The sequence below is a fragment of the Actinomycetota bacterium genome (assembly GCA_030776625.1).
Taxonomy (GTDB): Bacteria; Actinomycetota; CADDZG01; order CADDZG01; family WHSQ01; genus MB1-2.
The window spans coordinates 108,608-128,794 of sequence record JALYHL010000004.1 but is presented as its reverse complement, the minus strand read 5'-3'; the positions used below and the strand labels follow the sequence as shown (position 1 = coordinate 128,794).

The 20,187-nt window shown below is 66.2% G+C and carries 23 protein-coding genes; 19 read left to right on the top strand and 4 right to left on the bottom strand.

What is annotated here, in order from left to right; genetic code table 11:
* The first annotated feature begins 6 nt into the window (after nucleotides 1-6).
* Genes M3N53_08195 through M3N53_08175 form a run of 5 tightly spaced genes read left to right on the top strand, consistent with a single transcriptional unit; the run spans nucleotide 7 to nucleotide 3,815 of the window.
* Nucleotides 7-522: a TIGR00725 family protein gene (locus tag M3N53_08195; GenBank protein MDP9068308.1), complete on the top strand. Its 516-nt coding sequence runs from the start codon at nucleotides 7-9 to the stop codon at nucleotides 520-522.
* A 25-nt stretch (nucleotides 523-547) separates the two neighbouring features.
* Nucleotides 548-847: a hypothetical protein gene (locus M3N53_08190; protein ID MDP9068307.1), complete on the top strand. Its 300-nt coding sequence runs from the start codon at nucleotides 548-550 to the stop codon at nucleotides 845-847.
* Nucleotides 848-899: 52 nt separating this feature from the next.
* Complete coding sequence (gene hrcA / locus M3N53_08185; protein MDP9068306.1) at nucleotides 900-1,949, top strand: heat-inducible transcriptional repressor HrcA; 1,050 nt, start codon at nucleotides 900-902, stop codon at nucleotides 1,947-1,949.
* Nucleotides 1,950-1,959: 10 nt separating this feature from the next.
* The gene (dnaJ, locus tag M3N53_08180; GenBank protein MDP9068305.1) at nucleotides 1,960-3,048 is read left to right on the top strand and encodes a molecular chaperone DnaJ; all 1,089 of its coding nucleotides are present in this window, start codon (nucleotides 1,960-1,962) and stop codon (nucleotides 3,046-3,048) included.
* Nucleotides 3,049-3,077: 29 nt separating this feature from the next.
* Nucleotides 3,078-3,815, top strand: coding sequence for a 16S rRNA (uracil(1498)-N(3))-methyltransferase (locus M3N53_08175; protein ID MDP9068304.1), 738 nt, complete (start codon nucleotides 3,078-3,080; stop codon nucleotides 3,813-3,815).
* A 39-nt stretch (nucleotides 3,816-3,854) separates the two neighbouring features.
* Here M3N53_08175 and M3N53_08170 read toward each other — a convergent pair whose 3' ends face one another.
* Nucleotides 3,855-4,502 carry a GNAT family N-acetyltransferase gene (locus M3N53_08170; protein ID MDP9068303.1) on the bottom strand — a complete coding sequence of 216 codons (648 nt, stop codon included), beginning with the start codon at nucleotides 4,500-4,502 and terminating at the stop codon, nucleotides 3,855-3,857.
* Nucleotides 4,503-4,526: 24 nt separating this feature from the next.
* On the opposite strand from M3N53_08170, the gene mtaB reads away from it, so the two are divergent.
* The 12 genes from mtaB to uppS all read left to right on the top strand — a co-directional run bounded on the left by mtaB (nucleotide 4,527) and on the right by uppS (nucleotide 13,910).
* On the top strand, nucleotides 4,527-5,825 hold the full coding sequence (mtaB, locus tag M3N53_08165; protein ID MDP9068302.1) for a tRNA (N(6)-L-threonylcarbamoyladenosine(37)-C(2))-methylthiotransferase MtaB: 1,299 nt from the start codon (nucleotides 4,527-4,529) through the stop codon (nucleotides 5,823-5,825).
* Between the two features lie 7 nt (nucleotides 5,826-5,832).
* Nucleotides 5,833-6,174 (top strand): histidine triad nucleotide-binding protein, encoded by a 342-nt coding sequence (locus M3N53_08160; protein MDP9068301.1) that lies wholly within the window; start codon nucleotides 5,833-5,835, stop codon nucleotides 6,172-6,174.
* 64 nt (nucleotides 6,175-6,238) lie between these two features.
* Complete coding sequence (locus tag M3N53_08155; protein MDP9068300.1) at nucleotides 6,239-7,222, top strand: PhoH family protein; 984 nt, start codon at nucleotides 6,239-6,241, stop codon at nucleotides 7,220-7,222.
* 13 nt (nucleotides 7,223-7,235) lie between these two features.
* Nucleotides 7,236-7,676, top strand: coding sequence for an rRNA maturation RNase YbeY (gene ybeY, locus M3N53_08150; GenBank protein ID MDP9068299.1), 441 nt, complete (start codon nucleotides 7,236-7,238; stop codon nucleotides 7,674-7,676).
* Nucleotides 7,676-8,950 carry a hemolysin family protein gene (locus M3N53_08145; GenBank protein ID MDP9068298.1) on the top strand — a complete coding sequence of 425 codons (1,275 nt, stop codon included), beginning with the start codon at nucleotides 7,676-7,678 and terminating at the stop codon, nucleotides 8,948-8,950. The genes ybeY and M3N53_08145 overlap by 1 nt, the downstream gene beginning before the upstream one ends.
* Entirely contained in the window at nucleotides 8,950-9,846 is an 897-nt protein-coding gene (gene era, locus M3N53_08140; GenBank protein MDP9068297.1) for a GTPase Era, read from the top strand. Before M3N53_08145 ends, era begins: the two co-directional genes overlap by 1 nt.
* A complete protein-coding gene (locus tag M3N53_08135; GenBank protein ID MDP9068296.1) occupies nucleotides 9,846-10,817 on the top strand; it encodes an ABC transporter ATP-binding protein in 972 nt (323 codons plus the stop codon). Before era ends, M3N53_08135 begins: the two co-directional genes overlap by 1 nt.
* Nucleotides 10,814-11,563, top strand: coding sequence for an ABC transporter permease (locus M3N53_08130; GenBank protein ID MDP9068295.1), 750 nt, complete (start codon nucleotides 10,814-10,816; stop codon nucleotides 11,561-11,563). Before M3N53_08135 ends, M3N53_08130 begins: the two co-directional genes overlap by 4 nt.
* A gap of 4 nt (nucleotides 11,564-11,567) precedes the next feature.
* Entirely contained in the window at nucleotides 11,568-11,786 is a 219-nt protein-coding gene (locus M3N53_08125) for a cold shock domain-containing protein (GenBank protein ID MDP9068294.1), read from the top strand.
* Nucleotides 11,787-11,842: 56 nt separating this feature from the next.
* Nucleotides 11,843-12,409: a hypothetical protein gene (locus tag M3N53_08120; protein ID MDP9068293.1), complete on the top strand. Its 567-nt coding sequence runs from the start codon at nucleotides 11,843-11,845 to the stop codon at nucleotides 12,407-12,409.
* A 128-nt stretch (nucleotides 12,410-12,537) separates the two neighbouring features.
* Nucleotides 12,538-13,257 carry a DNA repair protein RecO gene (gene recO, locus M3N53_08115; protein ID MDP9068292.1) on the top strand — a complete coding sequence of 240 codons (720 nt, stop codon included), beginning with the start codon at nucleotides 12,538-12,540 and terminating at the stop codon, nucleotides 13,255-13,257.
* A gap of 35 nt (nucleotides 13,258-13,292) precedes the next feature.
* Nucleotides 13,293-13,910 carry a polyprenyl diphosphate synthase gene (gene uppS / locus M3N53_08110; GenBank protein ID MDP9068291.1) on the top strand — a complete coding sequence of 206 codons (618 nt, stop codon included), beginning with the start codon at nucleotides 13,293-13,295 and terminating at the stop codon, nucleotides 13,908-13,910.
* 15 nt (nucleotides 13,911-13,925) lie between these two features.
* On the opposite strand, the gene M3N53_08105 is transcribed toward uppS, so the two are convergent.
* The gene (locus tag M3N53_08105) at nucleotides 13,926-14,642 is read right to left on the bottom strand and encodes a mechanosensitive ion channel family protein (GenBank protein ID MDP9068290.1); all 717 of its coding nucleotides are present in this window, start codon (nucleotides 14,640-14,642) and stop codon (nucleotides 13,926-13,928) included.
* Nucleotides 14,643-14,748: 106 nt separating this feature from the next.
* Here M3N53_08105 and M3N53_08100 point away from each other — a divergent pair, with 106 nt between their 5' ends.
* Complete coding sequence (locus tag M3N53_08100; protein MDP9068289.1) at nucleotides 14,749-16,176, top strand: hypothetical protein; 1,428 nt, start codon at nucleotides 14,749-14,751, stop codon at nucleotides 16,174-16,176.
* Here the strand turns inward: M3N53_08100 and M3N53_08095 are convergent.
* On the bottom strand, nucleotides 16,173-17,483 hold the full coding sequence (locus M3N53_08095) for a hemolysin family protein (GenBank protein ID MDP9068288.1): 1,311 nt from the start codon (nucleotides 17,481-17,483) through the stop codon (nucleotides 16,173-16,175). The genes M3N53_08100 and M3N53_08095 overlap by 4 nt on opposite strands.
* Complete coding sequence (locus tag M3N53_08090; protein ID MDP9068287.1) at nucleotides 17,483-18,790, bottom strand: hemolysin family protein; 1,308 nt, start codon at nucleotides 18,788-18,790, stop codon at nucleotides 17,483-17,485. Before M3N53_08090 ends, M3N53_08095 begins: the two co-directional genes overlap by 1 nt.
* A gap of 74 nt (nucleotides 18,791-18,864) precedes the next feature.
* On the opposite strand from M3N53_08090, the gene M3N53_08085 reads away from it, so the two are divergent.
* A complete protein-coding gene (locus M3N53_08085; protein ID MDP9068286.1) occupies nucleotides 18,865-20,187 on the top strand; it encodes a glycine--tRNA ligase in 1,323 nt (440 codons plus the stop codon).

The following is a 20,187-nucleotide window of genomic DNA, read 5'->3' as shown; positions in this document are numbered from 1 at the left end:
CGCGGCATGAGCACGTCGCCGGGACCTCTTTACATCGCGGTCTGTGGCAGCGCCGCCGAAGAGGAGCCGGCCTGTTCTCGGGCCGAAGAGATAGGCCGGCTGCTCGCGCAGCAGGGCGCCGTCGTCTTGTCCGGCGGGCTCACCGGCGTCATGGAGGCGGTGTGCCGTGGCGCACGCTCCGAAGGTGGCCTCACGGTCGGTCTGCTCCCTTCCGCAGATAGGACTAACGCGAACCGCTATGTCGACGTCGCGATCCCGCTCGGGCTCGGTGAGGTCCGCAACGCTCTCCTGATCCGGGCCTGTGACGCCGTGATCGCTCTGACCGGCGAGTACGGGACCCTTTCCGAGATCGGCTTCGCGCTGAAGATCGGCAAGCCGGTGATCGGCATTGACACCTGGCAGTTGTCGAACAGGGGAGAGCGCCTCCACGCGATCACAGAGGCCGCCTCGCCACAAGAGGCGGTCGAAAGGGCCCTTGCGGCCGCGGCCGAACAGGTGGGGAGTTCGCCCGAGTGTTCCTAGCTGCCGTCCGTGCCATGCTTGTCTGATGGCCTATGTTGGCAACCTCACGTGCCGCGACTGCGGTCTCACGTTCACCGACCGGTGGGGCTCCACCAACGGCGCGGACGAATACCGCTGCGAAGCGAACGATCACGTGGTTCTGGTCTGCCGGCAGACCGGTCAGCTTCTTGCGAGCGCGACCCACACGATGACCGGACGTACCCTGGGCGACGTCTTCGGCCGCTGTCCGGCGTGCCAGAGCGATCTCGCCACCGGTCTCCTGCCCTCCTGCCCGGTGTGCAGCGGGCGTGACCACGAGGTGGCGGTGGGGGCCGTCCTGGGTTAGCACTCGTCCCGATCGAGTGCTAAATCTGGCTTCAGCGGGGTATCCTGTGGCCATGGCCGCTCAGGAAGGGACCCTTGCAGAGAGGCGAGCATCGGTTCTCAAAGCGATCGTCACCCACTACGTGACGTCGGGTGAGCCCGTGGGCTCGAAGACGTTGGTCGAGCGCTATCAGCTCGGCGTTTCGCCGGCCACCGTCCGCAACGAGATGGGCGCTCTGGAAGAGGCGGGCTACATCTTCCAGCCGCACACGTCGGCCGGGCGGATCCCGACGGACGCGGGCTACCGCTACTTCGTCGACTCCGGCCTCCAGCCGCTCCGGCTCCCCGCGACCGAAGCTCGGAAGATCCAGCGCTTCTTCGGCGAGCCCCGTTACGAGCTCGAGGACGCGCTGAGACAGACGGCGGCGCTACTGTCCGGGATCACCGACCATGCGGCGGTCGTCTTCGCGCCCGCGTTGGAGCGGAGCGTCGTCCGCCACGTCGAGCTCGTCCCGCTCGCCGGCAGCCGCGCGATGGTCGTCCTGGTCACGAACACGGGCCGGGTCGAGAACCACATCGTGTTGGTTCCGGAGTCGGTGGACGAGGTCCAACTAGATCGCGCCGCCGAGATGCTCAACCGCCTGATCGTCGACGAGCCGCTCGATTCGGCCCCCGAGAAGATCGCATCCGCTCATGAGAACTTTCCGCTCGAGCTGCGAGACGTTGCCCATCAGGTGTCTCGTGCGCTGCAGGAGGACCTGAAGCATCACGAGGCGGAAAGGATGTTCCTCGACGGGACCTCGAACATCGTCCACGAGGGGAAGTTCGCGGACCTCGAGACCGTCCGTCAGGTGATCGGCGCGCTCGAGCACCGGCGGCTGCTGCTGGAGGTCCTCGCGGACGCGCTGTCGCCCGATCAGGTGTCCGTGCGGATCGGACGCGAGAACACGCTCGAGGAGATGCAAGCCTGCACCGTCGTCACCGCCCGCTACGGGACCGACGACCAGCCGCTGGGATCGCTCGGCGTGGTCGGGCCCACCCGGATGGATTACCGCCGCACGATCTCCGCGGTTCACGAGGTAGCGTCCAACCTCGGGCGGATGCTGTCGAGCCTCGGCATCTAACCCTCAGACGATGCCCGACCACTACGCCACCCTCGGTGTCACCCGCGACGCATCGCCGGACGAGATAAAGCGCGCTTACAGGAAGCTAGCGCGGCAGTATCACCCCGACGCGAACCCGGGCAACGAGGAGGCCGCCGAGCACTTCAAGGAGGTCAATCGCGCTTACGAGGTCCTTTCGGATCCCCAGAAGCGGTCGAACTACGACACGTTCGGCGACGAGCGAGCAGGAGCGGCAGGATTTTCGGACTTCGGCGGCATCTCCGATCTCTTCTCGACGTTCTTCGGCGGCGGTGCTCAGGGGTCCGCGCGCCGCGGGCCGGGCCGGGGTGCCGACGTGCTCGCGGAGGTAGAGCTGACGCTCGAGGAAGCCGCGGTTGGTGTCGAGCGCGACGTCGAGGTGACGACGCTCATCGCGTGCGAGGCCTGCGCCGGCAGCGGTTCGGAGCGCGGGACCTTCCCGACCCGGTGTTCGACGTGCGGTGGTACCGGCGAGGCGCGTCAGGTTCGCCGAACCGTCTTCGGAAACGTGATGACCGCAGCCCCATGTCCGCGCTGCGGGGGCCGGGGTGAGGAGATCACCAGCCCCTGCGGCAACTGCTCAGGCCGCGGCCGCGTGCAGGTCACCGACACCCTGACGGTCCAGATACCGCCGGGGGTCGACGACGGGGCTCAACTGCGGGTGTCCGGTCGCGGCGAGGCAGGCTTACGCGGCGGTCGCTCGGGCGACCTATATGTCGCGATCAACGTCTTGCCCCACGACGTCTTCCGCCGCGCCGGCGAGGACCTGGCGTGCGAGGTCTCCGTCCCGATGACGGTTGCCGCTCTCGGTGGGAGCGTGGAGATGCCGACGCTGGAGGAGCCCGAGCCGATAGAGATCCAACCCGGGACGCAGTCCGGCGAGGTGGTACGCCTGCGAGGGCGCGGGATGCCGCGCCTGGGCGGGCGAGGCCGCGGTGAGCTTGTGGGTCTCTTGAAGGTGGAGACGCCGACGCACCTGACCGACGAAGAGGTCGACCTGCTCGAGCGCTTCGCCAAGCTGCGCGGCGAGAGGACCGGTCAGCGCGGCCTCTTCGACAAGATCAAAGAGGCCTTCCAGTGAGCCAACCGACAGCGGAGTAGCACTAGACGATGAAGGCGGCGCCGTGGTTCTTCGCGCCGCAGGGGTCCTGGGGCGAGCGGGAGGTCGTGCTTCCGCCGGACGAGTCGCGCCACGCTCTGCGCGTGCTGAGGATCGCGCCTCCCGACGTCATCGCTGTGACCGATGGTTGCGGCGTCGTGGCGATATGCGCGGCGGCGCGCGTCGACGACGATCGTCTGGTGGCCGAAGTCCTCGATCGTGAGGAGCGGCGCCGGCCGCGTCCCGAGATCGTCGTCTATCAGGGGGCTGCCAAAGGCCACAAGCTGGACGACGTCGTGGAGCGCCTCGCCGAGCTGGGGATCGCGGAGCTGTGGGCATACGAGTCGGCGCGTTCGGTCGTCCGCTGGGACAAGGCGAAGGTGGACCGGCTCAACGACAGGTGGGCTGCGATCGCACGCTCGGCTGCGAAGCAGTCGCGGAACCCGTACACGATCCACGCCCGCGCGGGCGTGTCGTGGACCGAGTTGCTGCGACGGCTCGCGCAAGAGCCGTTGGTGATCGCACTGTGGGAAGAAGCCTTGCTACCGCTGCGAACCGCGCTCGCGGGACACGCCGATCGCGTGGCGTTGATCGTTGGTCCCGAAGGGGGCCTAGCTGCCCAGGAGGCAGAGCAGCTCGCCGACGCCGGCGCGCAGCTGGTGTCGCTCGGCCCCCAGATCCTCCGGACCGAGAACGCTCCGGTGATTGCGACGTCAGCTCTCCTGTACCACTACGGGTTGATCGGGTAGGCCGGGCGGCGGCGCCCCACGCGGAACCGTTCCCGTTTCTTACGACGAGGGTCGATGCGCTTCGTCTGGGGTCGAAAGATGGGTCCGCCCTGCCTCGGTCGCCGCTCGTCCCTCCAGCTGGCCGGCGGCCACCGCTTTCAGGATCAACGGCGCAGGCGTCGCTTCTAGCTGTGCGGGGTCGGCGGGCAACGGGATCGTCATCTCCAAGACTCCGCCTTCCCACGCGCCGGGGGTCGCGCCGATCCCCTTCAGCATTGTTTGGACCTGCTGGTTGTCTCCCAGCACCCACGCCTTGAACGAGCGGATCCCCTGCTCGATCGCAATATGCGCCAGGAGGTGAAGCAAGGTCTTGCCGATGCCGAGCCCTTGTAGCTCGTCCACGACGGTGACCGCGCCCTCAGCCGATCCCGGTTCGTCGGCGAGACGTATCCAGCGGGCGACGCCCGCGCCCGTTTCGTTCGGCTCGTCCGGTAGGACCGCAACCCAGGCAACGTGGTCTTTCTGGTCGACCTCCGTCAGGTACCGCAGCTGTGCCTCGGATAGGTGATCGATCGATCGGAAGAACCTGCGGTAGCGAGATTGCGGCGACAGGCGCCGGAACCCGTCCGCCAGCAGCTCCTTGTCGCCGGGCTCGATCGGTCGGAACAGAACGCGGCGGCCGTCCGCTAGATGCGATTCGAACAGCATCTGTGCACGCTATAGGTTCGCCTGATGTCGCAGACGGTCGCGTTCACCACGCTCGGCTGCCGCCTGAACCAGGCGGAGTCGGACTCGATGGCCGAGGAGCTGGCCGGCTGCGGACTGAGCATCGCCGGCGACGGAGAGAGCGCCGATGTGGTGGTGGTCAATACCTGCACCGTGACGCGTGAGGCGACCAAGGCGTCGCGCTCGGCGATCCGCCGTGCCACACGGAACAACCCCGATGCCAAGGTCGTGGTCGTCGGTTGCTACGCGGTGTCGGACCCGGAAGAGGTTCGGGCGATCGAGGGGGTCGACCTCGTTCTCGGCAACGACGAGAAGGAGAGGTTCGCGGACGCTCTCGGTGCGTCGACGGTGGTGCAGCCGGTGCTCCAGATCGGCGGGTTAACGGCGCCGCAGCTGCCGTTCCGGGTGCGCGCGAACCTGAAGGTGCAGACCGGATGTGACGAGTGGTGCACCTTCTGCATCATCCCGAAGACGCGCGGCCCGCTGCGCAGCCTGAACGAGGACGCGCTCGTGGCAGAAGCAAAGGCGAAGGTGGCGGCGGGCGCTCGCGAGCTCGTGCTAACCGGCGTTCATCTGGGCAAGTACACCTACGACAGCGGCGGAGACGAGATGTCGTTGATCCGCTTGTTCCAGAGGTTGTTGCAGATCGAGGGTGTGTGGCGAGTCCGGCTGTCGTCGATACTGTCGCAGCACCTCACCGATGACGTGCTGGCGTTCATGGCTGGCGAGCCGCGGATGTGTCGCTTCCTCCACGTTCCTCTTCAGGCGGGACATGACGGCGTTCTGAACGCCATGCATCGGCCGTACGACATCGCGGGATACATGGACTCGATCCGGCGGGCGCAAGAGGGACTCCCGGGGCTGGCGCTTGCGACCGACATCATCGTGGGGTTTCCCGGAGAGACCGACGATGCGTTCGAGGCGACACTGCAGGTAGTGCGCGAGGTCGGCTTCTCGAAGCTGCACGTCTTCCGATACTCCGTGCGTCCCGGGACCGCGGCGGCGTCGTTGCCGGATGAGATCCACCCGGATGTGAAGAAGGACCGATCGAAGAGGCTGATCGACCTCGGCAACGAGATCCGCGCGCGGTTCCTAGCCGAGCATCTGTATCGTCCGATCGAGGTCCTGGTAGAGGACGAGAGAGAGGTCGACGGGGCGCACGTCTGCTCCGGCCAGACCGATGACTTCGTCCGGGTGTGGTTCGAGGGGCACGGGCTCCTCGGTTCTCTCGTGGAGCTGGAAGGCCACGAGGTGCGGGCCGACGGCATCAGGGGTGGCCGCGTGTTGAACGTCATCAGGAGGTAGAGGAACCGTGCCCGACTGTTTGTTCTGCAAGATCGTCTCGAAAGAGATCGACGCCGACGTGGTGCACGAGTCGTCGGAGGTGCTCGCCTTCAAGGACATCAACCCGGCGGCGCCCACACACGTGCTGGTCATCCCAAAGCTGCACCTGACCTCCGCGAACGAGCTGGGGTCCGAGCAGGCAGACCTGCTGGGCCACCTCTTCGACGCGGTCAATGCGGTCGTGGCGTGGGCGGATCTGGCGCCCGGATGGAGGCTGGTGACCAACGTGGGCGCCGACGGCGGTCAAACCGTCGGACACCTGCACTTCCACGTCATGGGCGGTCGCCGGATGGACTGGCCGCCCGGCTGACCCGACGGCAGCGGCCGCACCGCCCTGCGGGCATATCCGCAGGTAGACTGACGTTCAGCCATATATGACGACACAGACGCAGGTAAAGATCCTCGTCCCGGGCCACCACGACATGGTGCGGCTCGTCGGTGCGAGGGATGAGCTCCTCAAGATCATCGAGGCGGCTTTCGCCACCCGGATCGTCGTGCGGGGCAACGAGATCGTCCTCTCCGGCGACATCGCCGAGACCGAGCGCGTCTCGAAGCTATTCGAGGAGCTCCTGAACCTCCTCGACCAGGGCCAGGTGCTGACCCGCGAGGCCGTGGACCGCTCGATCGAGATCATCAAGGCTCCCGATGCGGGGCTGCCGTCAGACGTGCTCGGCGACACCGTCGTGGTCACCCACATCGGCAAACCGATCCGGCCGAAGACGGTCGGACAGAAAGCGTACGTGGACTCGATCCGCAAGAACACGCTGGTGTTCGGGATCGGCCCCGCGGGCAGCGGCAAGACCTACCTCGCCGTGGCGATGGCTATCCGGGCGCTGAAATCCGGAGAGGTCTCGCGCATCGTGTTGACGCGACCCGCGGTCGAGGCGGGCGAGCGTCTGGGCTTCCTCCCCGGCGACCTCGCGGCGAAGATCGATCCGTACCTGAGACCGCTCTACGACGCCCTGTACGAGATGCTCGAGCCCGAGACCTTCAACCGCTACATCGAGCGCGGGACGATCGAGATCGCGCCGCTCGCCTTCATGCGCGGCCGCACGCTGAACGACGCCTTCATCATCCTCGACGAGGCGCAGAACACGACGCCCGAGCAGATGAAGATGTTCTTGACGCGGCTCGGCTTCGGGTCCAAGGCGGTGGTGACCGGAGACATCACTCAGATCGACCTCCCCAGCGGCGCGAGGTCAGGGCTCGTGGTGGTCGAAGAGATCCTGGAAGAGATCTCTGGCGTCGACTTCACTCACCTGCACGCACGGGACGTCGTCCGCCACAAGATCGTGCAGGACATCGTCGAGGCCTACCGCATGTACGCGGAAGAGACGAAGAAACATCAGGCCGGCTAGAGCCCTTCTGACTGTGACCGTGGACGTATTCGTGGCGAACGAGCAGGAGCTAGAGGTCGACGAGACCAAGCTCTCCGCGCTTGCACAACACGTTCTGCAAGCGGAAGACGTAGACGATGCCGCAGAGCTGTCGGTCTTGCTCGTGACGCGCGATCACATCCGGCGTTTGAACGCCAGGTTCGCGGGTGACGACTACGCGACCGACGTTCTCTCGTTCCCGATGATGGAGGACGAAGACAGCTCGTTGTTGTTGGGTGACGTCGTGATCTGTCCCGACGTCGCCAGCTCGAACGCAGCCAAGATCGGTCACGACGTCGCCGCCGAGCTCGAGACGCTCCTCGTTCACGGGACGCTTCACCTGCTCGGCTACGACCACGACGAAGAGGAGGAGAAAGCGCGGATGGATGCGCGCCAGCGAGAGATCCTGGCGGCCTTCCATGCGTCCGCGTCCTGATGGGCAACGCCGGCTTAGGTGTGTTGATCGGTTGCCTGCTGCTCTTCGCGGCCTTCGCCGCGATGGCCGAGACTGCCATCAGCCGGGTGGGGCGTGCGAAGGCTCACCACCTCGCGCAGGACAGACGTAAGGGGGGCGCAGCCCTCGTGCGCATAGTCGAGGATCCCGCTCCATTCCTCAACGTGGTCCTGCTGCTGACGTTGCTCAGTCACATCACGGCGACCGTGATGGCCACCATCCTTGCGACGAGGATCTTCGACGACGGCGGTGAGGTCGTCGCCGCCGTGGTGATGACGCTCGCGATCTTCGTTTTCGCCGAGGTGGTTCCGAAGACGTTCACGGTGCAGCGGACGGATCGCGCCGCGCTGATCATGGCGCGCCCGGTGCTGTGGATCGGACGGGTTCTCAGGCCTCTGGGGAAGGTCCTGATCTGGATCTCGAACGCCATGATGGTCCTCCTGCCCGGCCACGGTCTCCCGAAGGGGCCGTTCGTGACGGAGGACGAGATCCGCCACATGGTCGATGTGGCGGAGGAGGAGCAGGAGATCGAAGAGGACGAGCGCGAGCTCATCCACTCGGTGTTCGAGTTCGGCGACACCGTTGTCCGAGAGGTGATGGTTCCGCGTCCGGACATGGTCACGCTGCCGTCAGATGCCGGCTTCGACGAAGCCTTGAAGACGATCGTGGACGCTGGGTATTCGCGTATCCCTCTGTATGAGGGCGACACCGACAACATCGTGGGCCTCCTGTACGCGAAGGATCTTCTGAAACGGGTGCCGGAGGTGCGCAACCGCGCCAAGGTGTCCAGCCTCGGCCGCGCCCCGACCTTCATCCCCGAACAGAAGAAGGTGTCCGAGCTGCTGCGCGAGATGCAGACCCAACACGTTCACATGGCCATAGTCGTGGACGAGTACGGAGGCACCGCGGGGCTCGTCACCATCGAAGACCTGATCGAAGAGATCGTCGGGGAGATCGTCGACGAGTACGACAACGAGGAGCCGCTGGTCGAGCCGATCGACGACGAGACCATCCGCGTCGACGCGAAGATGCCGATCGACGAGGTGAACGACCTGTTGGGCGTCGAGCTTCCCCACGAGGAATGGGACACCGTCGGGGGCCTCGTCTTCGGTTTGACCGGACGGGTCCCGGTCGTGGGCGAGAAAGTGAAGTTCGACTCGATCGAGTTCCGGACCGAGCGCGTCACCGGACGTCGGATCCAAAAGGTCGTCATCAAGAAACTCCCGGGAGACGCCGAGCCCGCCGAAGCCGGGTGATGGACGGGTTCAGATCGGGTTTTGTCGCCGTCGTCGGGCGCCCGAACGTCGGCAAATCCACCCTCGTGAATGCGCTCGTCGGCGACAAGGTCGCGATCACGTCGGACAAGCCCCAGACGACGCGCAGCGCGGTCCGCGGCATTGTGAACACGCCTGCGTGTCAGGTGGTGCTGATCGACACCCCCGGCTATCACAAGCCGCGCACGCTGCTCGGGTCGCGCCTCAACGACGTGGTGCGCGCGGCGTGGTCGGACGTCGAGCTTGCGTTGCTCGTCGTTGACGGCAGCTCCGGGGTCGGAAGCGGTGATGCCCGGGTCGCGCAGGACCTTCGTGCAGCCAGCTGTCCGTCGTTCCTGATCGTGAACAAGATCGACCTCATGTCGCGCGACGCGATCGCGGCGTCGTTGGCGGCCGCCTCCGAGCTCGGCGACTACGACGAGTTCGTCCCGATAGCGGCCAAGACGGGCGAGGGGATCGATCTGCTCCGCGAACTGGTCGTGGCGAGGATGCCGGAGGGGCCCATGTACTACCCGCCGGGCACCAGGACCGACCAACCTCCTCCGGCTTTCGTAGCGGAGCTAGTGCGAGAGAAGCTGCTCACGCGGACGAGAGAGGAGGTCCCGCACTCGATCGCCGTTGTCACGGAGGAGTATGAGGAGCGCGAGGACGGCCTGCTCGAGATCCGGGCGACGATCTTCGTCGAGCGAGACTCACAGAAGGGCATAGTCATCGGCAAGGGAGGCGCCACGATCAAGGCTGCCGGCACCGAGGCGCGCGAAGAGATGGAGCTGCTGTTCGGCCGCAAAGTCTTTCTCGAGCTGCGGGCCAAGGTCGAGAAGGACTGGCAGCGGCGCGCCCACGCTCTGGAACGCCTCGGGTTCGTCGGGCACAGCTGATGGGCCGCCACGCTGCTTACGAGGTCCGCAACCTCCGAAAGGTCTACAGGAAGCCCCAGGTCGTGGCGAACGACGGCATCGACTTCGTCGTCCAGCCGGGCGAGGCGTTCGGCCTCCTCGGCTCGAACGGCGCCGGCAAGACCACGTTGGTTCGTCAGCTGGTCGGGCTGCTGGCGCCGACGTCGGGCCAGATCAGGCTCTTCGGGGACCCGCTGCAGGGAGGTAAGGGCGGGGACCCGCGCGTCGGGCGTGCCGTCGCCTACCTGCCGCAGGGATCCCTCGCGCTGGGGGAGCTGAAGGTCTCCGAGGCGATCATGTGGACCGGGATGCTGCGCGGGTGCGGTCGTGCGACGGCCGGCTCCGAGACGAAGCAGCTGACCGAGGCGCTCGACCTCGGCCCCCTCGCCACCAGGCAGCTCCGGAAGCTCTCGGGCGGGCAGCGGCGGTTGGTGCAGATCGCGATGACGCTGGTCGGGCGCCTGCCGGTTCTCATCCTCGACGAGCCGACCGCCGACATCGACCCCCGGCTCCGCCGGCGCATCTGGGAGCTGCTGGCGGAGAGGTGCCGCGCGGGGGCCGCGATGATCCTCGTGACGCACGACGTGGCCGAGGCAGAGCACGTGCTCGACCGGGTTGCGATCCTCGATCACGGGAAGGTCGCGGCCGCGGGCACGCCCGCAGAGCTGAAGAGTGGGCTCGCGCACCGGACCCGGATCGAGGTGGTCCTTGCGGAAGACGGCGGCGCGGACGCGGCGTCGGTCGCGTCGTTGCTGGGACCATCGGCAAAGATCGAGAACCGCCGGATCAGCGGCTGGACCCCTGCGGAAGACGCGATCGCGATCCTCGAGAAGGTGATGGCGTCTTCGGGGCCTCAAGCTTTGGAGGACGCGCGGCTGGTGACTCCCACGTTGGAAGACGTCTACCTCGAGGTCAGCGGGCACTCCCTGGGCGACGACGAGGAACGAGCATGACCCGGGCGAGCGGCCGTTGGGACCGGTTCCGGGTGTTGCTCTCGATCCAGATGTCACGCCTTCGCACGTCGTGGCGGCCGTACCTGATCGTGTCGTCCGTGATGCCGCTCGGGATAGCGGTTCTGATGCGCGCGGTGATGGAGGCCGAACAGGTGCGGGAGTTCGGACAACAGATCGTGGCGGGCTCGGTGGTGCTCGCGATCGCGATGACGGCCATCGTGATGCTGGCGCAACGGATGGCGACGCTGAAAGAGACGCGCGCGATCGACTTCTACTCGACCCTGCCGGTCTCGCGCGGGGCTGTGGTGGCCGCCGTGCTGCTGTCGTTCGCGGTCTTCTCTCTACCCGGCACGATCATCGTCGTGCTTGTCGGCGCGGCGCTGTTCGACCTGTCGTTGGTCGCGCTGTGGGTCGTCGTTCCGGTGTGGGCACTGGGGTCCTTCGCCTTGGCTGGGATCGGTCTGATGATCGGCTTCGGCGCGCCCGATGAGCAACTCGCCGGTATGTACTCGAACCTCGCGATGATGGCGGTGCTCTTCCTCGGCATCTTGCCGGAGGACAAGTTGCCCGGTTGGATCTCACCGCTGCGGGTGGTGTTGCCGTCGACGTATGCGGTCGACGCCCTGAAGCCGGGGCTCGACGGCCGCGTGGCCGCGTCGCTGGGCGCGGACCTAGCGGTGCTGGCGCTGTTCGGGGCGATATTGTTCTGGGCCGTGCGCGGGCCGCTGTGGCCCCACAACGAGTGAGGTCATGAACCCGATGCCGCAAGCCACCGTCAAGCTGTACGACTCACTGACGAAGACCGGCACGCTGCTCGCCGACGACGGCCAGACCGAGTTCGCGATCGACGCGAGGTCGCTCGAGGGTGGGATGTTCCGTTTCCTGCGTCCGGGTCAGCGAGTCACGTTCGATCTCGACGAGGTCGACGGCGAGAAGAAGCCGCGCAACCTCCGGATCGGGATCTCCTAGGCCCGTCCGGGGTCTCACCCTCACAACGACCCGCGCCGCCACTAGAATCCACGATCATGTGGAAACGTGTCCTATTCGTGTTGCTGGCGCTTCTTCTGGTCGGCTCGCCCGCGGCTGCCGACACGGCGAAGAGGGCCGACGGAGAGGCAACGAGCGGCCCCCTAGATATCAAGGCCGTCTCTCACGGCCATCACGGGACGCGGCTGGTCCATACGCTGCGGATGTACGAGGAATGGCGTAATCCGGACCTGAGAGATGACTCGTCTTGGATAGCTCTTCTGTTCGACCGACGTGAGAGCTCGCTCGACGACGACCGGTACCTACGGATCGACTATTCGGAGGAGAGGGGTCTGCACGCTCGGATGACCACCTTCGGCACCCATGGCCCGGGGGAGTTCATCGGTCGGGTCGACGTAAGCCGACCCACGCGGCGGTCGGTGAGGGTTCGTTTCCCGAAGCGTTTCCTGGGCCGAGCTGTCAAGAGATACGAATGGCGGGCGATCAGCAGCTTCGAAGACGCCGGAACCTGCCGATCCAACCCGGACAGTGCGAGCCAAGGCGGCTGTATTGACTACGCTCCCGGGAGGCACCGGCCAGGGATCGAGCACGACTTGAACGGCTAGACACCGTACTCGTGCCGGTCGATCACGACAATCCGGCGCGTCGCTCGCGTTTCGCCGAGGGTGGCGAGTGCCAGATCGGCCCGTAATCCCAGCCGAATGAGGTTGGTCGTTCTAGCGTCAGGGGTCTCATGCCGCACATCTACAAGGACGAGGGCGTCGTCCTCAAGACGATCAAGCTCGGCGAGGCCGATCGCATCGTCACCGTCTTCACGCGGGCTAACGGGAAGGTGCGGGCGGTCGCCAAAGGCATCCGCAAGACCAAGAGCCGCTTCGGCGCCCGGCTCGAGCCGTTCACTCGCGCCGAGCTGATCATCTACAAGGGCCGCAACCTCGACACGATCACCCAGGCCGACATCCTCATGTCGTTCGACGAGATCAGGGTCGATTACGCGAAGCTGCGGGCGGGCGCCGCGCTGCTCGATGTGGTCGAGAAGATCACCCCCGACCGCGAGCGGGCCTTTCCCACGTACGCGCTGTTGATCGGTGGCCTTCAAGCGCTCGCAGAGGGGCGGCCGAACGTGGTGCCCTCGTTCCTGGTCAAGCTCCTTTCCATCTCCGGCTACCACCCGCAGCTGACCTCTTGCTCCGGTTGCGGGGAAGACGCGGTGTTGGGCGCGTTCAGCCCGGCGCTCGGGGGCGCGATCTGCGAGACCTGCTGGCACGAAGCCGGTGACTCCGTGCGTATGGCCACCGCAGACATCGAGCTGATGTCGCGCCTGTTGAGCTCGGACTTCGGACAGGCCGCGGATGCTCGGACGACGCTGGCGATGACGCAAGCGCTCAGGAAGTACGCCGAGTACCACCTCGAGCGACCGCTGAAGACGCTGCACGCGCTCCCCGCCTCTTGACCTCGACGGAGCGGCCGGCGCACGTAGCCATCATCATGGACGGCAACGGGCGCTGGGCCGAGGCCCGCGGCCTGTCGCGCAGCAAGGGCCACGAGATGGGGGAGAAGGCCCTGTTCGACGTGGTCGAGGGCGCGATCGAGGCGGGGGTGCGGTACCTGTCGGTGTTCGCGTTCTCCACCGAGAACTGGTCCCGGCCAGAAGACGAGGTGGACTTCCTCCTCGGGTTCAACCGGAAGCTCCTTCGCCAGCGGCGCGACGACATGAACGAGCGCGGCGTCCGCATCCGGCGCATCGGGCGTCGCGATCCCGTTCCGCAAGAGGTGCTCGACGAGTTCGACGCCGCGGAGGCCGCCACCGCCCACAACCAGCGCATGGATCTGATGGTGTGCTTCAACTACGGCGGCCGCGCCGAGCTGGAGGACGCGGCTGCAAAGGGGCCCATAGCCGACCATCTCTATGCGCCGGACGTTCCCGACGTTGACCTGCTGATCCGCACGTCGGGCGAGATGCGCCTGTCGAACTTCCTGCTGTGGCAATCGGCCTACGCCGAGCTCTACTTCACCGAGACGCTGTGGCCGGACTTCGATCGCCACGCGCTGTGGGAGGCGCTAGAGGACTACGCGGCCCGCCACCGCCGCTTCGGCTCCCTGTAGCCGCTCTTCGGCCGGCTAGCCCGCAGGGGTCGGGGAGCTCGTGGCGGGGCCGCCGTGGGCGGGGCTCGACGGCGGTTCCTTGTCTTCCTTGTCGGCGTCGTTGTCGTCGTCCTCGTCGGCGCTCCGGGCGCCGGGGCCGACCGCGGCCGCCAGCACGCCGGCGTTCGGCAGAGCTACCGCCCCGCGCTCGGTGCTCAGGTGGACGTAGAACATGCTCATCTCGACGACCACGCCCTCGTACTCGCCGCCCAAGGTCGCTCCCTTCAGCACGACGTATTCGCCGACGGCGAACGGCCGCACCAGGAGCAGGACGATCCCGGCGAAGAAGTTCCCCAGCGTCTGCTGCGCCGCGATACCGACGACCACGCCGGTAAGTGCGCCTCCAAGCAGCAGTCCGCCCAGGTCACCGCCCAGGAGCTTGACCACGGAATAGACGACCACGAGGTAGCCGATGACCGACACGATGAAGCTGACCGGAGCCCCTCGTGGATCGTCCTCGTGCGAGCGAAGAGCCATCCTGGCGCCCTTGGCGGCGCCCCTGACCGCGATCACCCCCGACACGAGGAAGACGAAGGCGGCCAGGAGCTGGAAGCCGTCCTCTGTCGTGAACTCACCGGTGAAGACGTCGTCTTCGTAGCCGGAACGCCACACGAGCGCGACGAGCGCGATAAGGCCGAACACCGCTCCACGCAGGAAGTACGGACGGGCGTCGCGCATGCGGTCGATGTTCACGCCTGAGAGGCTAACGGAGGAGCCATCGGCCACGGAGCGAGGGAGGAATCGGGAGCTTCCGGGCGAAATCTCGTGCAGGACCACACCCCCCGGGAGGCTTCTGCACATGCGCATCGCTCGGACGCTCACGATCGTCTTGGTTATCTCCTTGCTTGTCGGCGCGAGCGCGACGGCATCGGCGAAGCCCGCCCGAGGCGGCTCTTCCTCCGCCGACCAACTGCGGTTCGCCGAGCCCGTTGCCCTGGAATCGTTCTCGCCGCTCCGGACCGCCGTCAGCCGCGTCTACGACTCCCGTAGCGGCAAGCCCCCCAGCGACCACGAATGGTCCGGGGAGCCGGTCCTCCAGGTGGACAAGAAAGGCGTCGTCTACATCGCAGGCACCTGCTGCCTCGCTGCCTCCTCTCCAGTGTGGAGGTCGACCGACGGCAAGAAGTTCACCGAGATGGAGTCTCCGGGGCACGTCCGCGAGTGGGGCATCGGCGCCGAGGGGGACCTCGCCGTAGACGACGAGGGCAACGTCTACTTCGTCGACACCTACATCCCCGGCCTCTTGATCAGCAAGTGGAGTGACCACGGCCAGAAGTGGGAGTACACGCTCCCGACGAGCGGAGTGATCCCCGGCTTCGACGATCGCCCCTGGATCGCCTGGAGCGAGAAAGGGCTTTACCTGTACGTGAACCACGTCAGCCACACCGAGGTGTACCGCTCGACCGACGGCGGCAAGACCTGGTCGACCTTCGGCCCCCTGTCATGGGACGGCAAGATCACCGGGCAGCCGTACTTCCCGGGCCACATCGCGGCCGACCGCAAGACGGGCACGTTGTGGGTCGCCGGGACGAACGCTGACGGCCAGGGCTCCGAGTTGCTGACGTCTTCGGTGTCGACCGATCAGGGCAAGACCTTCACGGAGGCGGTCGTAACCAGGCCGCAGCGCAGCGGCGGCTTCAGCCCGATCTTCACCGGCGCCGCTGCGGTGGACGCGGCCGGCACGGGATACGTCACGTGGTCGACCTACGACAAGGAAGGCTGCGACGTCTACTACGCCTACTCGTCGAACAACGGCAAGTCGTGGAGCGACCCGATCAAGGCGAGCAGCGGCCCTGGCTGCGCAACCTTCCCGTGGATCACGGCCGACGGTGACGGTGGCGTGGGCCTTGCCTGGTACCAGACCCCGACGACGAAGAAGGCGAACGTGGCCCAACGGTTCCTCAGGGCCGCGACGGGAGGAACGACCCTCTACGGCGGGATCGATCTACCGCTGGCGGCCTATCAGGACGAGCTTCCAGAAGACGCTCCTTGGTACCTGCACGCGGCGGTCATCCCCAAGGCAGACACCAAGCGCCCGAGGATCTACGAGAGCCGCGTGCCCACTGAGACGCCCGTAGCGCTCGGGCCACTGGGGCGGCAGCTGTGGGACTTCCTGCAGCTCGACATCGGGCCCGACGGCCGTCTGCACATCACCTTCGCCTCGAAGTTCAAAGACGCCGCCCCGCAGACGTATTACGTCACCAACACGGGTGGACCGAAGCTCTAGCGCCCCTGGTGCTCTACGCGCTCGGCGCGCTCCACGATCACTTGTTCCACCCGCCGCCGCTGCATCGAGCTGACGGTTAGCCGCCAGCCATCGTGCGAGACGCGGTCGCGCCGCTTCGGGATGCGCCCGAGCTTGTCCATGAGGAACCCGGCAACCGTCTCGTATTCACCCTCCGGCAGGTCGATCCCCAGTACGCGTTCGGCCTCGTCGATCCGGAGCACCCCCGGGATGCAGTAGCGACCCTCGTCGAGGTGGACGATGCCGAGCTCCCCGGCATCGTGCTCGTCCCTGATCTCGCCGACCAGCTCCTCTAGGAGGTCTTCGAGCGTCACGATCCCGGCGGTCCCTCCATGCTCCTCGACGACCAGCGCGAAGTGTCGACGCTCACGTCTCATATCCAGCAGCAGCGGATGCAGGTGGCGGGACTCGGGGACAACGAGCATCTGACGGATCAGCCGCCGCGCGAGTGGTCGCTGCCGTTCGTCGTCGCGCACCTTCAGGAGGTCCTTCGCGTGGAAGAAGCCGACGACGTGGTCCAGGTCTTCCGCATACACCGGGAGCCGCGAGTGCCCGCTCTCGACGATGACCTTCTCGAGCTCCTCAGGTGTGACGTCCAACGGAACCGCGATGACGTCCGTGCGAGGAACCATCACCGAGGCCGCGTCGCGCTCCGAGAACTGGATAGCGCCCTGCAAGAGGCGGTGCTCGAACTTGTCGATGGCGCCGCCTCGGGCCGACTCCGCGATCATCAAGCCGATCTCGTCGCTCGTGTGGACGGAGCGGGCCTCTTCCTGCGGCTCGACGCCAAGCAGCCGGACCCCTCCGTTGGCCAGCCCGTTCAACAGGTGGATGAACGGCCGGAACAGCGTCGTATAGAAGCGGAAGGGAGCCGCTACCCAGAGTGCGGTCCCTTCGGGCTTCGCGATTGCGATGTTCTTCGGCGCCATCTCGCCCACGACCATGTGCAGGAACACGACGATCGACAGAGCGATCACGAACGAGATCGTGTGCAAGACCCCGGGCGTCACATGAATGACGCCGTGCAGCCCGCTCTCGATCAGCCGAGCGACGGCGGGCTCGGCTATCGCGCCGAGCCCGAGCGATGCCATCGTGATCCCCAACTGCGCCCCCGCCAGCATGAAGGACAGCTCCCGCACCGACCGAAGAGCCAGCTTCGCCTTGCGGTCGCCCCCTTCTGCCAGCTGCTCGATCTTGGACCGCCGGGCCGCGATCAGCCCGAACTCTGCTCCGACGAAGAACCCGTTCGCGAGGAGCAGCAGGATCGCGACCACCAGTGGCATCGCCATCAGCGGTCCTCCGTAGAGGGCGGCGCCACGACGAGGACCCGCGCGATCCGGTTGCGCTCCATCTCTACGACCTTGAACTCCCACCCCTCGTAAGAGACGTGGTCACCCTGTGATGGCACTCGGTCGAACAACGTCAACAACAGGCCGGCGAGTGTGTCGTAGTCGCCGTCGGGGAGCCGGAACCCCGTCGTCTCGAAGAGCTCGGGAGCGCGCATGGTCCCGGGCACGACGTGGATCCCGGACGGCGGGTCGGTAAGGCGCGACGTGGAGCCGGTGCGGGGGTCGTATTCGTCTTCGATCTCGCCGACGATCTCTTCCAGGAGATCCTCGAGGCTGATGATCCCGGCGGTGCCGCCGTACTCGTCGACGACGATCACGAGTTGCTGACGATCCCGCCGCATCTCGACGAGGAGCGATGCGAGGTCGCGCGACTCCGGCACCACCAGTGGCTGGCGAACGATCTGGGCGATAGGCGTCGCATCCCGTCGCTCGGCAGGGATCGCGTAGCTGTCTTTGACGTGGACCACACCGATGATGTCGTCGATGCCTTCGTCCGTCACCGGGAAACGAGAATGGCCCGTCTCCAGAGCCAGCTTCCGAAGGTCGCCGACCGTGGCGTCGCGCGGTATCGACGTCACCGACACCCGCGGGGTCAGCGCGTCTGCGCACACCTTGTCGCCGAAGGTGATCGAGCGGGCGAGAAGAGAGAACTCCTCCTCGTCGATCGCACCGCCCTCGCGCGACGACCGGATCAGGACCTGCAGCTCTTCGAGTGATTGGACCCCTGACAGCTCCTCCTGCGGTTCGATCCCCACGAGCCGAACGGTCCAGTTCGCCGCGGAGTTGAACAGCAAGATGAACGGCTTCATAGCGGCGTTACTCAGCCGGAACGGCGTCGCGAGGGCGAAGGTCACGGCCTCGGGACGGGCGATCGCGAGGTTCTTGGGGATCAGCTCGGCGACCACCATCTCGAACGCCGTCGCGAGCGCGAGTCCCAGCCCCACCGAGACTCCCAGTGCAGAACTCTGCGGTAATCCCACCGCTTCGATCAACGGTTCCAACGCGGGCGCGACCGCCGGCTCGATCAGGAACCCGACCAGCAGGGATGTGATCGTGATGCCCAGTTGGGCGCCCGAGAGCTGGAACGACAACGACTTCAAAGCAAGGAGAGCGCTCTTCGCGCGGCGGTCGCCTTGCGATGCCAGCTGCTCCACCTTGTTGCGGTCGATCGCGACGATCCCGAATTCGCCCGCGACGAAGAACCCGTGCAAGAGGATGAGGCCGAAGACGACGAGGAGACCGAGCACGCCGTCTATCGCGGACCCTCCTGAGGCCGCGCACGGCCGCCGGTTGCAGAAGTCATGCCGACTATCATGCCCGCATGGCGGAGCCCACCATCGACACGATCGTCAACCTCTGCAAGAGGCGCGGCATCGTCTTCCAGTCCAGCGAGATCTACGGCGGCCTGCGCTCGGCCTGGGACTGGGGCCCGCTGGGGATCGAGCTGAAGCGCAACATCAAGGCCCAGTGGTGGCATTCCATGGTCCACCTGCGTGGCGATGTCGTCGGCCTCGAGAGCTCGATCCTGATGTCACCGAAGGTGTGGGAGGCTTCGGGCCACGTAGCTACCTTCACCGACCCTCTGGTCGAATGCACCAACTGCCATCACCGCTTCCGCGCGGACCACATCGATCTCTCGAAGGCCTGTAGAGACTGCGGCCAGGGTCCCGTCTGGACGGAGCCGCGGCAGTTCAACCTGATGTTCAAGACCCATATGGGCCCGGTGGAGGACTCCGCTAACGCGGTGTACCTGCGCCCCGAGACGGCCCAGGGGATGTTCGTCGACTTCAAAACCGTGCAGCAGACATCACGGAAGCGGATCCCGTTCGGGATCGCCCAGCAGGGCAAGTCGTTCCGCAATGAGATCACGCCCGGCAACTTCGTCTTCCGGACCCGCGAGTTCGAGCAGATGGAGATCGAATTCTTCGTGAAGCCGGGAACTGACGACGAATGGCATGAGTACTGGCTGGATCTACGGATGAGCTGGTACACCGACCTGGGGATGAAGGCCGAGAACCTGAGGCTGCGCGAGCACGAGGCGGACGAGCTCTCCCACTATGCGAAACGTACCTACGACATCGAATACAACTTCCCCGGGATGGGATGGTCGGAGATCGAGGGGATCGCGAACCGCACCGACTTCGACCTGAAGGCGCACGCCGAGCATTCCGGTGAGGACCTCTCCTACTTCGACCCCGACACCGACGAGCGCTACATCCCCTATGTCATCGAGCCGTCGGTGGGCGTGGAGCGTCCGCTGATGGCGTTCCTGATCGACGCCTACGCGGAAGACGAAGCGCCGACCGCAACCGGCAAGATGGAGAAACGGACCGTCCTGAAGCTCGACAAGCGTCTTGCTCCGATCAAGGTCGCGGTACTGCCTCTGTCGAAGCACGCGGACCTCGTTCCGGTTGCGGAGAGGGTTGCTGCGCAGATCCGGCCGCACTTCGCCACCGACATCGACATCACTCAAGCGATCGGCAAGCGCTACCGCCGCCAGGACGAGATCGGAACACCCTTCTGCGTCACCGTCGACTTCGAGACGCTGGAAGACCAGCAGGTGACCGTGCGCGAGCGGGACACGATGGAACAGAAGCGGATAGGGATCGACGCCGTAGTGGAGTTCGTACGAGAGAGGTTCTAG

Excerpts from the sequence above, each read along its gene's own strand:
- M3N53_08195 (MDP9068308.1), top strand. The coding sequence starts at position 7 with ATGAGCACGTCGCCGGGACCTCTTTACATCGCGGTCTGTGGCAGCGCC.
- M3N53_08190 (MDP9068307.1), top strand. The coding sequence starts at position 548 with ATGGCCTATGTTGGCAACCTCACGTGCCGCGACTGCGGTCTCACGTTC.
- hrcA (MDP9068306.1), top strand. The coding sequence starts at position 900 with ATGGCCGCTCAGGAAGGGACCCTTGCAGAGAGGCGAGCATCGGTTCTC.
- dnaJ (MDP9068305.1), top strand. The coding sequence starts at position 1,960 with ATGCCCGACCACTACGCCACCCTCGGTGTCACCCGCGACGCATCGCCG.
- M3N53_08175 (MDP9068304.1), top strand. The coding sequence starts at position 3,078 with ATGAAGGCGGCGCCGTGGTTCTTCGCGCCGCAGGGGTCCTGGGGCGAG.
- M3N53_08170 (MDP9068303.1), bottom strand. The coding sequence starts at position 4,502 with ATGCTGTTCGAATCGCATCTAGCGGACGGCCGCCGCGTTCTGTTCCGA.
- mtaB (MDP9068302.1), top strand. The coding sequence starts at position 4,527 with ATGTCGCAGACGGTCGCGTTCACCACGCTCGGCTGCCGCCTGAACCAG.
- M3N53_08155 (MDP9068300.1), top strand. The coding sequence starts at position 6,239 with ATGACGACACAGACGCAGGTAAAGATCCTCGTCCCGGGCCACCACGAC.
- M3N53_08145 (MDP9068298.1), top strand. The coding sequence starts at position 7,676 with ATGGGCAACGCCGGCTTAGGTGTGTTGATCGGTTGCCTGCTGCTCTTC.
- era (MDP9068297.1), top strand. The coding sequence starts at position 8,950 with ATGGACGGGTTCAGATCGGGTTTTGTCGCCGTCGTCGGGCGCCCGAAC.
- M3N53_08135 (MDP9068296.1), top strand. The coding sequence starts at position 9,846 with ATGGGCCGCCACGCTGCTTACGAGGTCCGCAACCTCCGAAAGGTCTAC.
- M3N53_08130 (MDP9068295.1), top strand. The coding sequence starts at position 10,814 with ATGACCCGGGCGAGCGGCCGTTGGGACCGGTTCCGGGTGTTGCTCTCG.
- M3N53_08125 (MDP9068294.1), top strand. The coding sequence starts at position 11,568 with ATGAACCCGATGCCGCAAGCCACCGTCAAGCTGTACGACTCACTGACG.
- M3N53_08120 (MDP9068293.1), top strand. The coding sequence starts at position 11,843 with ATGTGGAAACGTGTCCTATTCGTGTTGCTGGCGCTTCTTCTGGTCGGC.
- recO (MDP9068292.1), top strand. The coding sequence starts at position 12,538 with ATGCCGCACATCTACAAGGACGAGGGCGTCGTCCTCAAGACGATCAAG.
- uppS (MDP9068291.1), top strand. The coding sequence starts at position 13,293 with ATGGACGGCAACGGGCGCTGGGCCGAGGCCCGCGGCCTGTCGCGCAGC.
- M3N53_08100 (MDP9068289.1), top strand. The coding sequence starts at position 14,749 with ATGCGCATCGCTCGGACGCTCACGATCGTCTTGGTTATCTCCTTGCTT.
- M3N53_08095 (MDP9068288.1), bottom strand. The coding sequence starts at position 17,483 with ATGGCGATGCCACTGGTGGTCGCGATCCTGCTGCTCCTCGCGAACGGG.
- M3N53_08085 (MDP9068286.1), top strand. The coding sequence starts at position 18,865 with ATGGCGGAGCCCACCATCGACACGATCGTCAACCTCTGCAAGAGGCGC.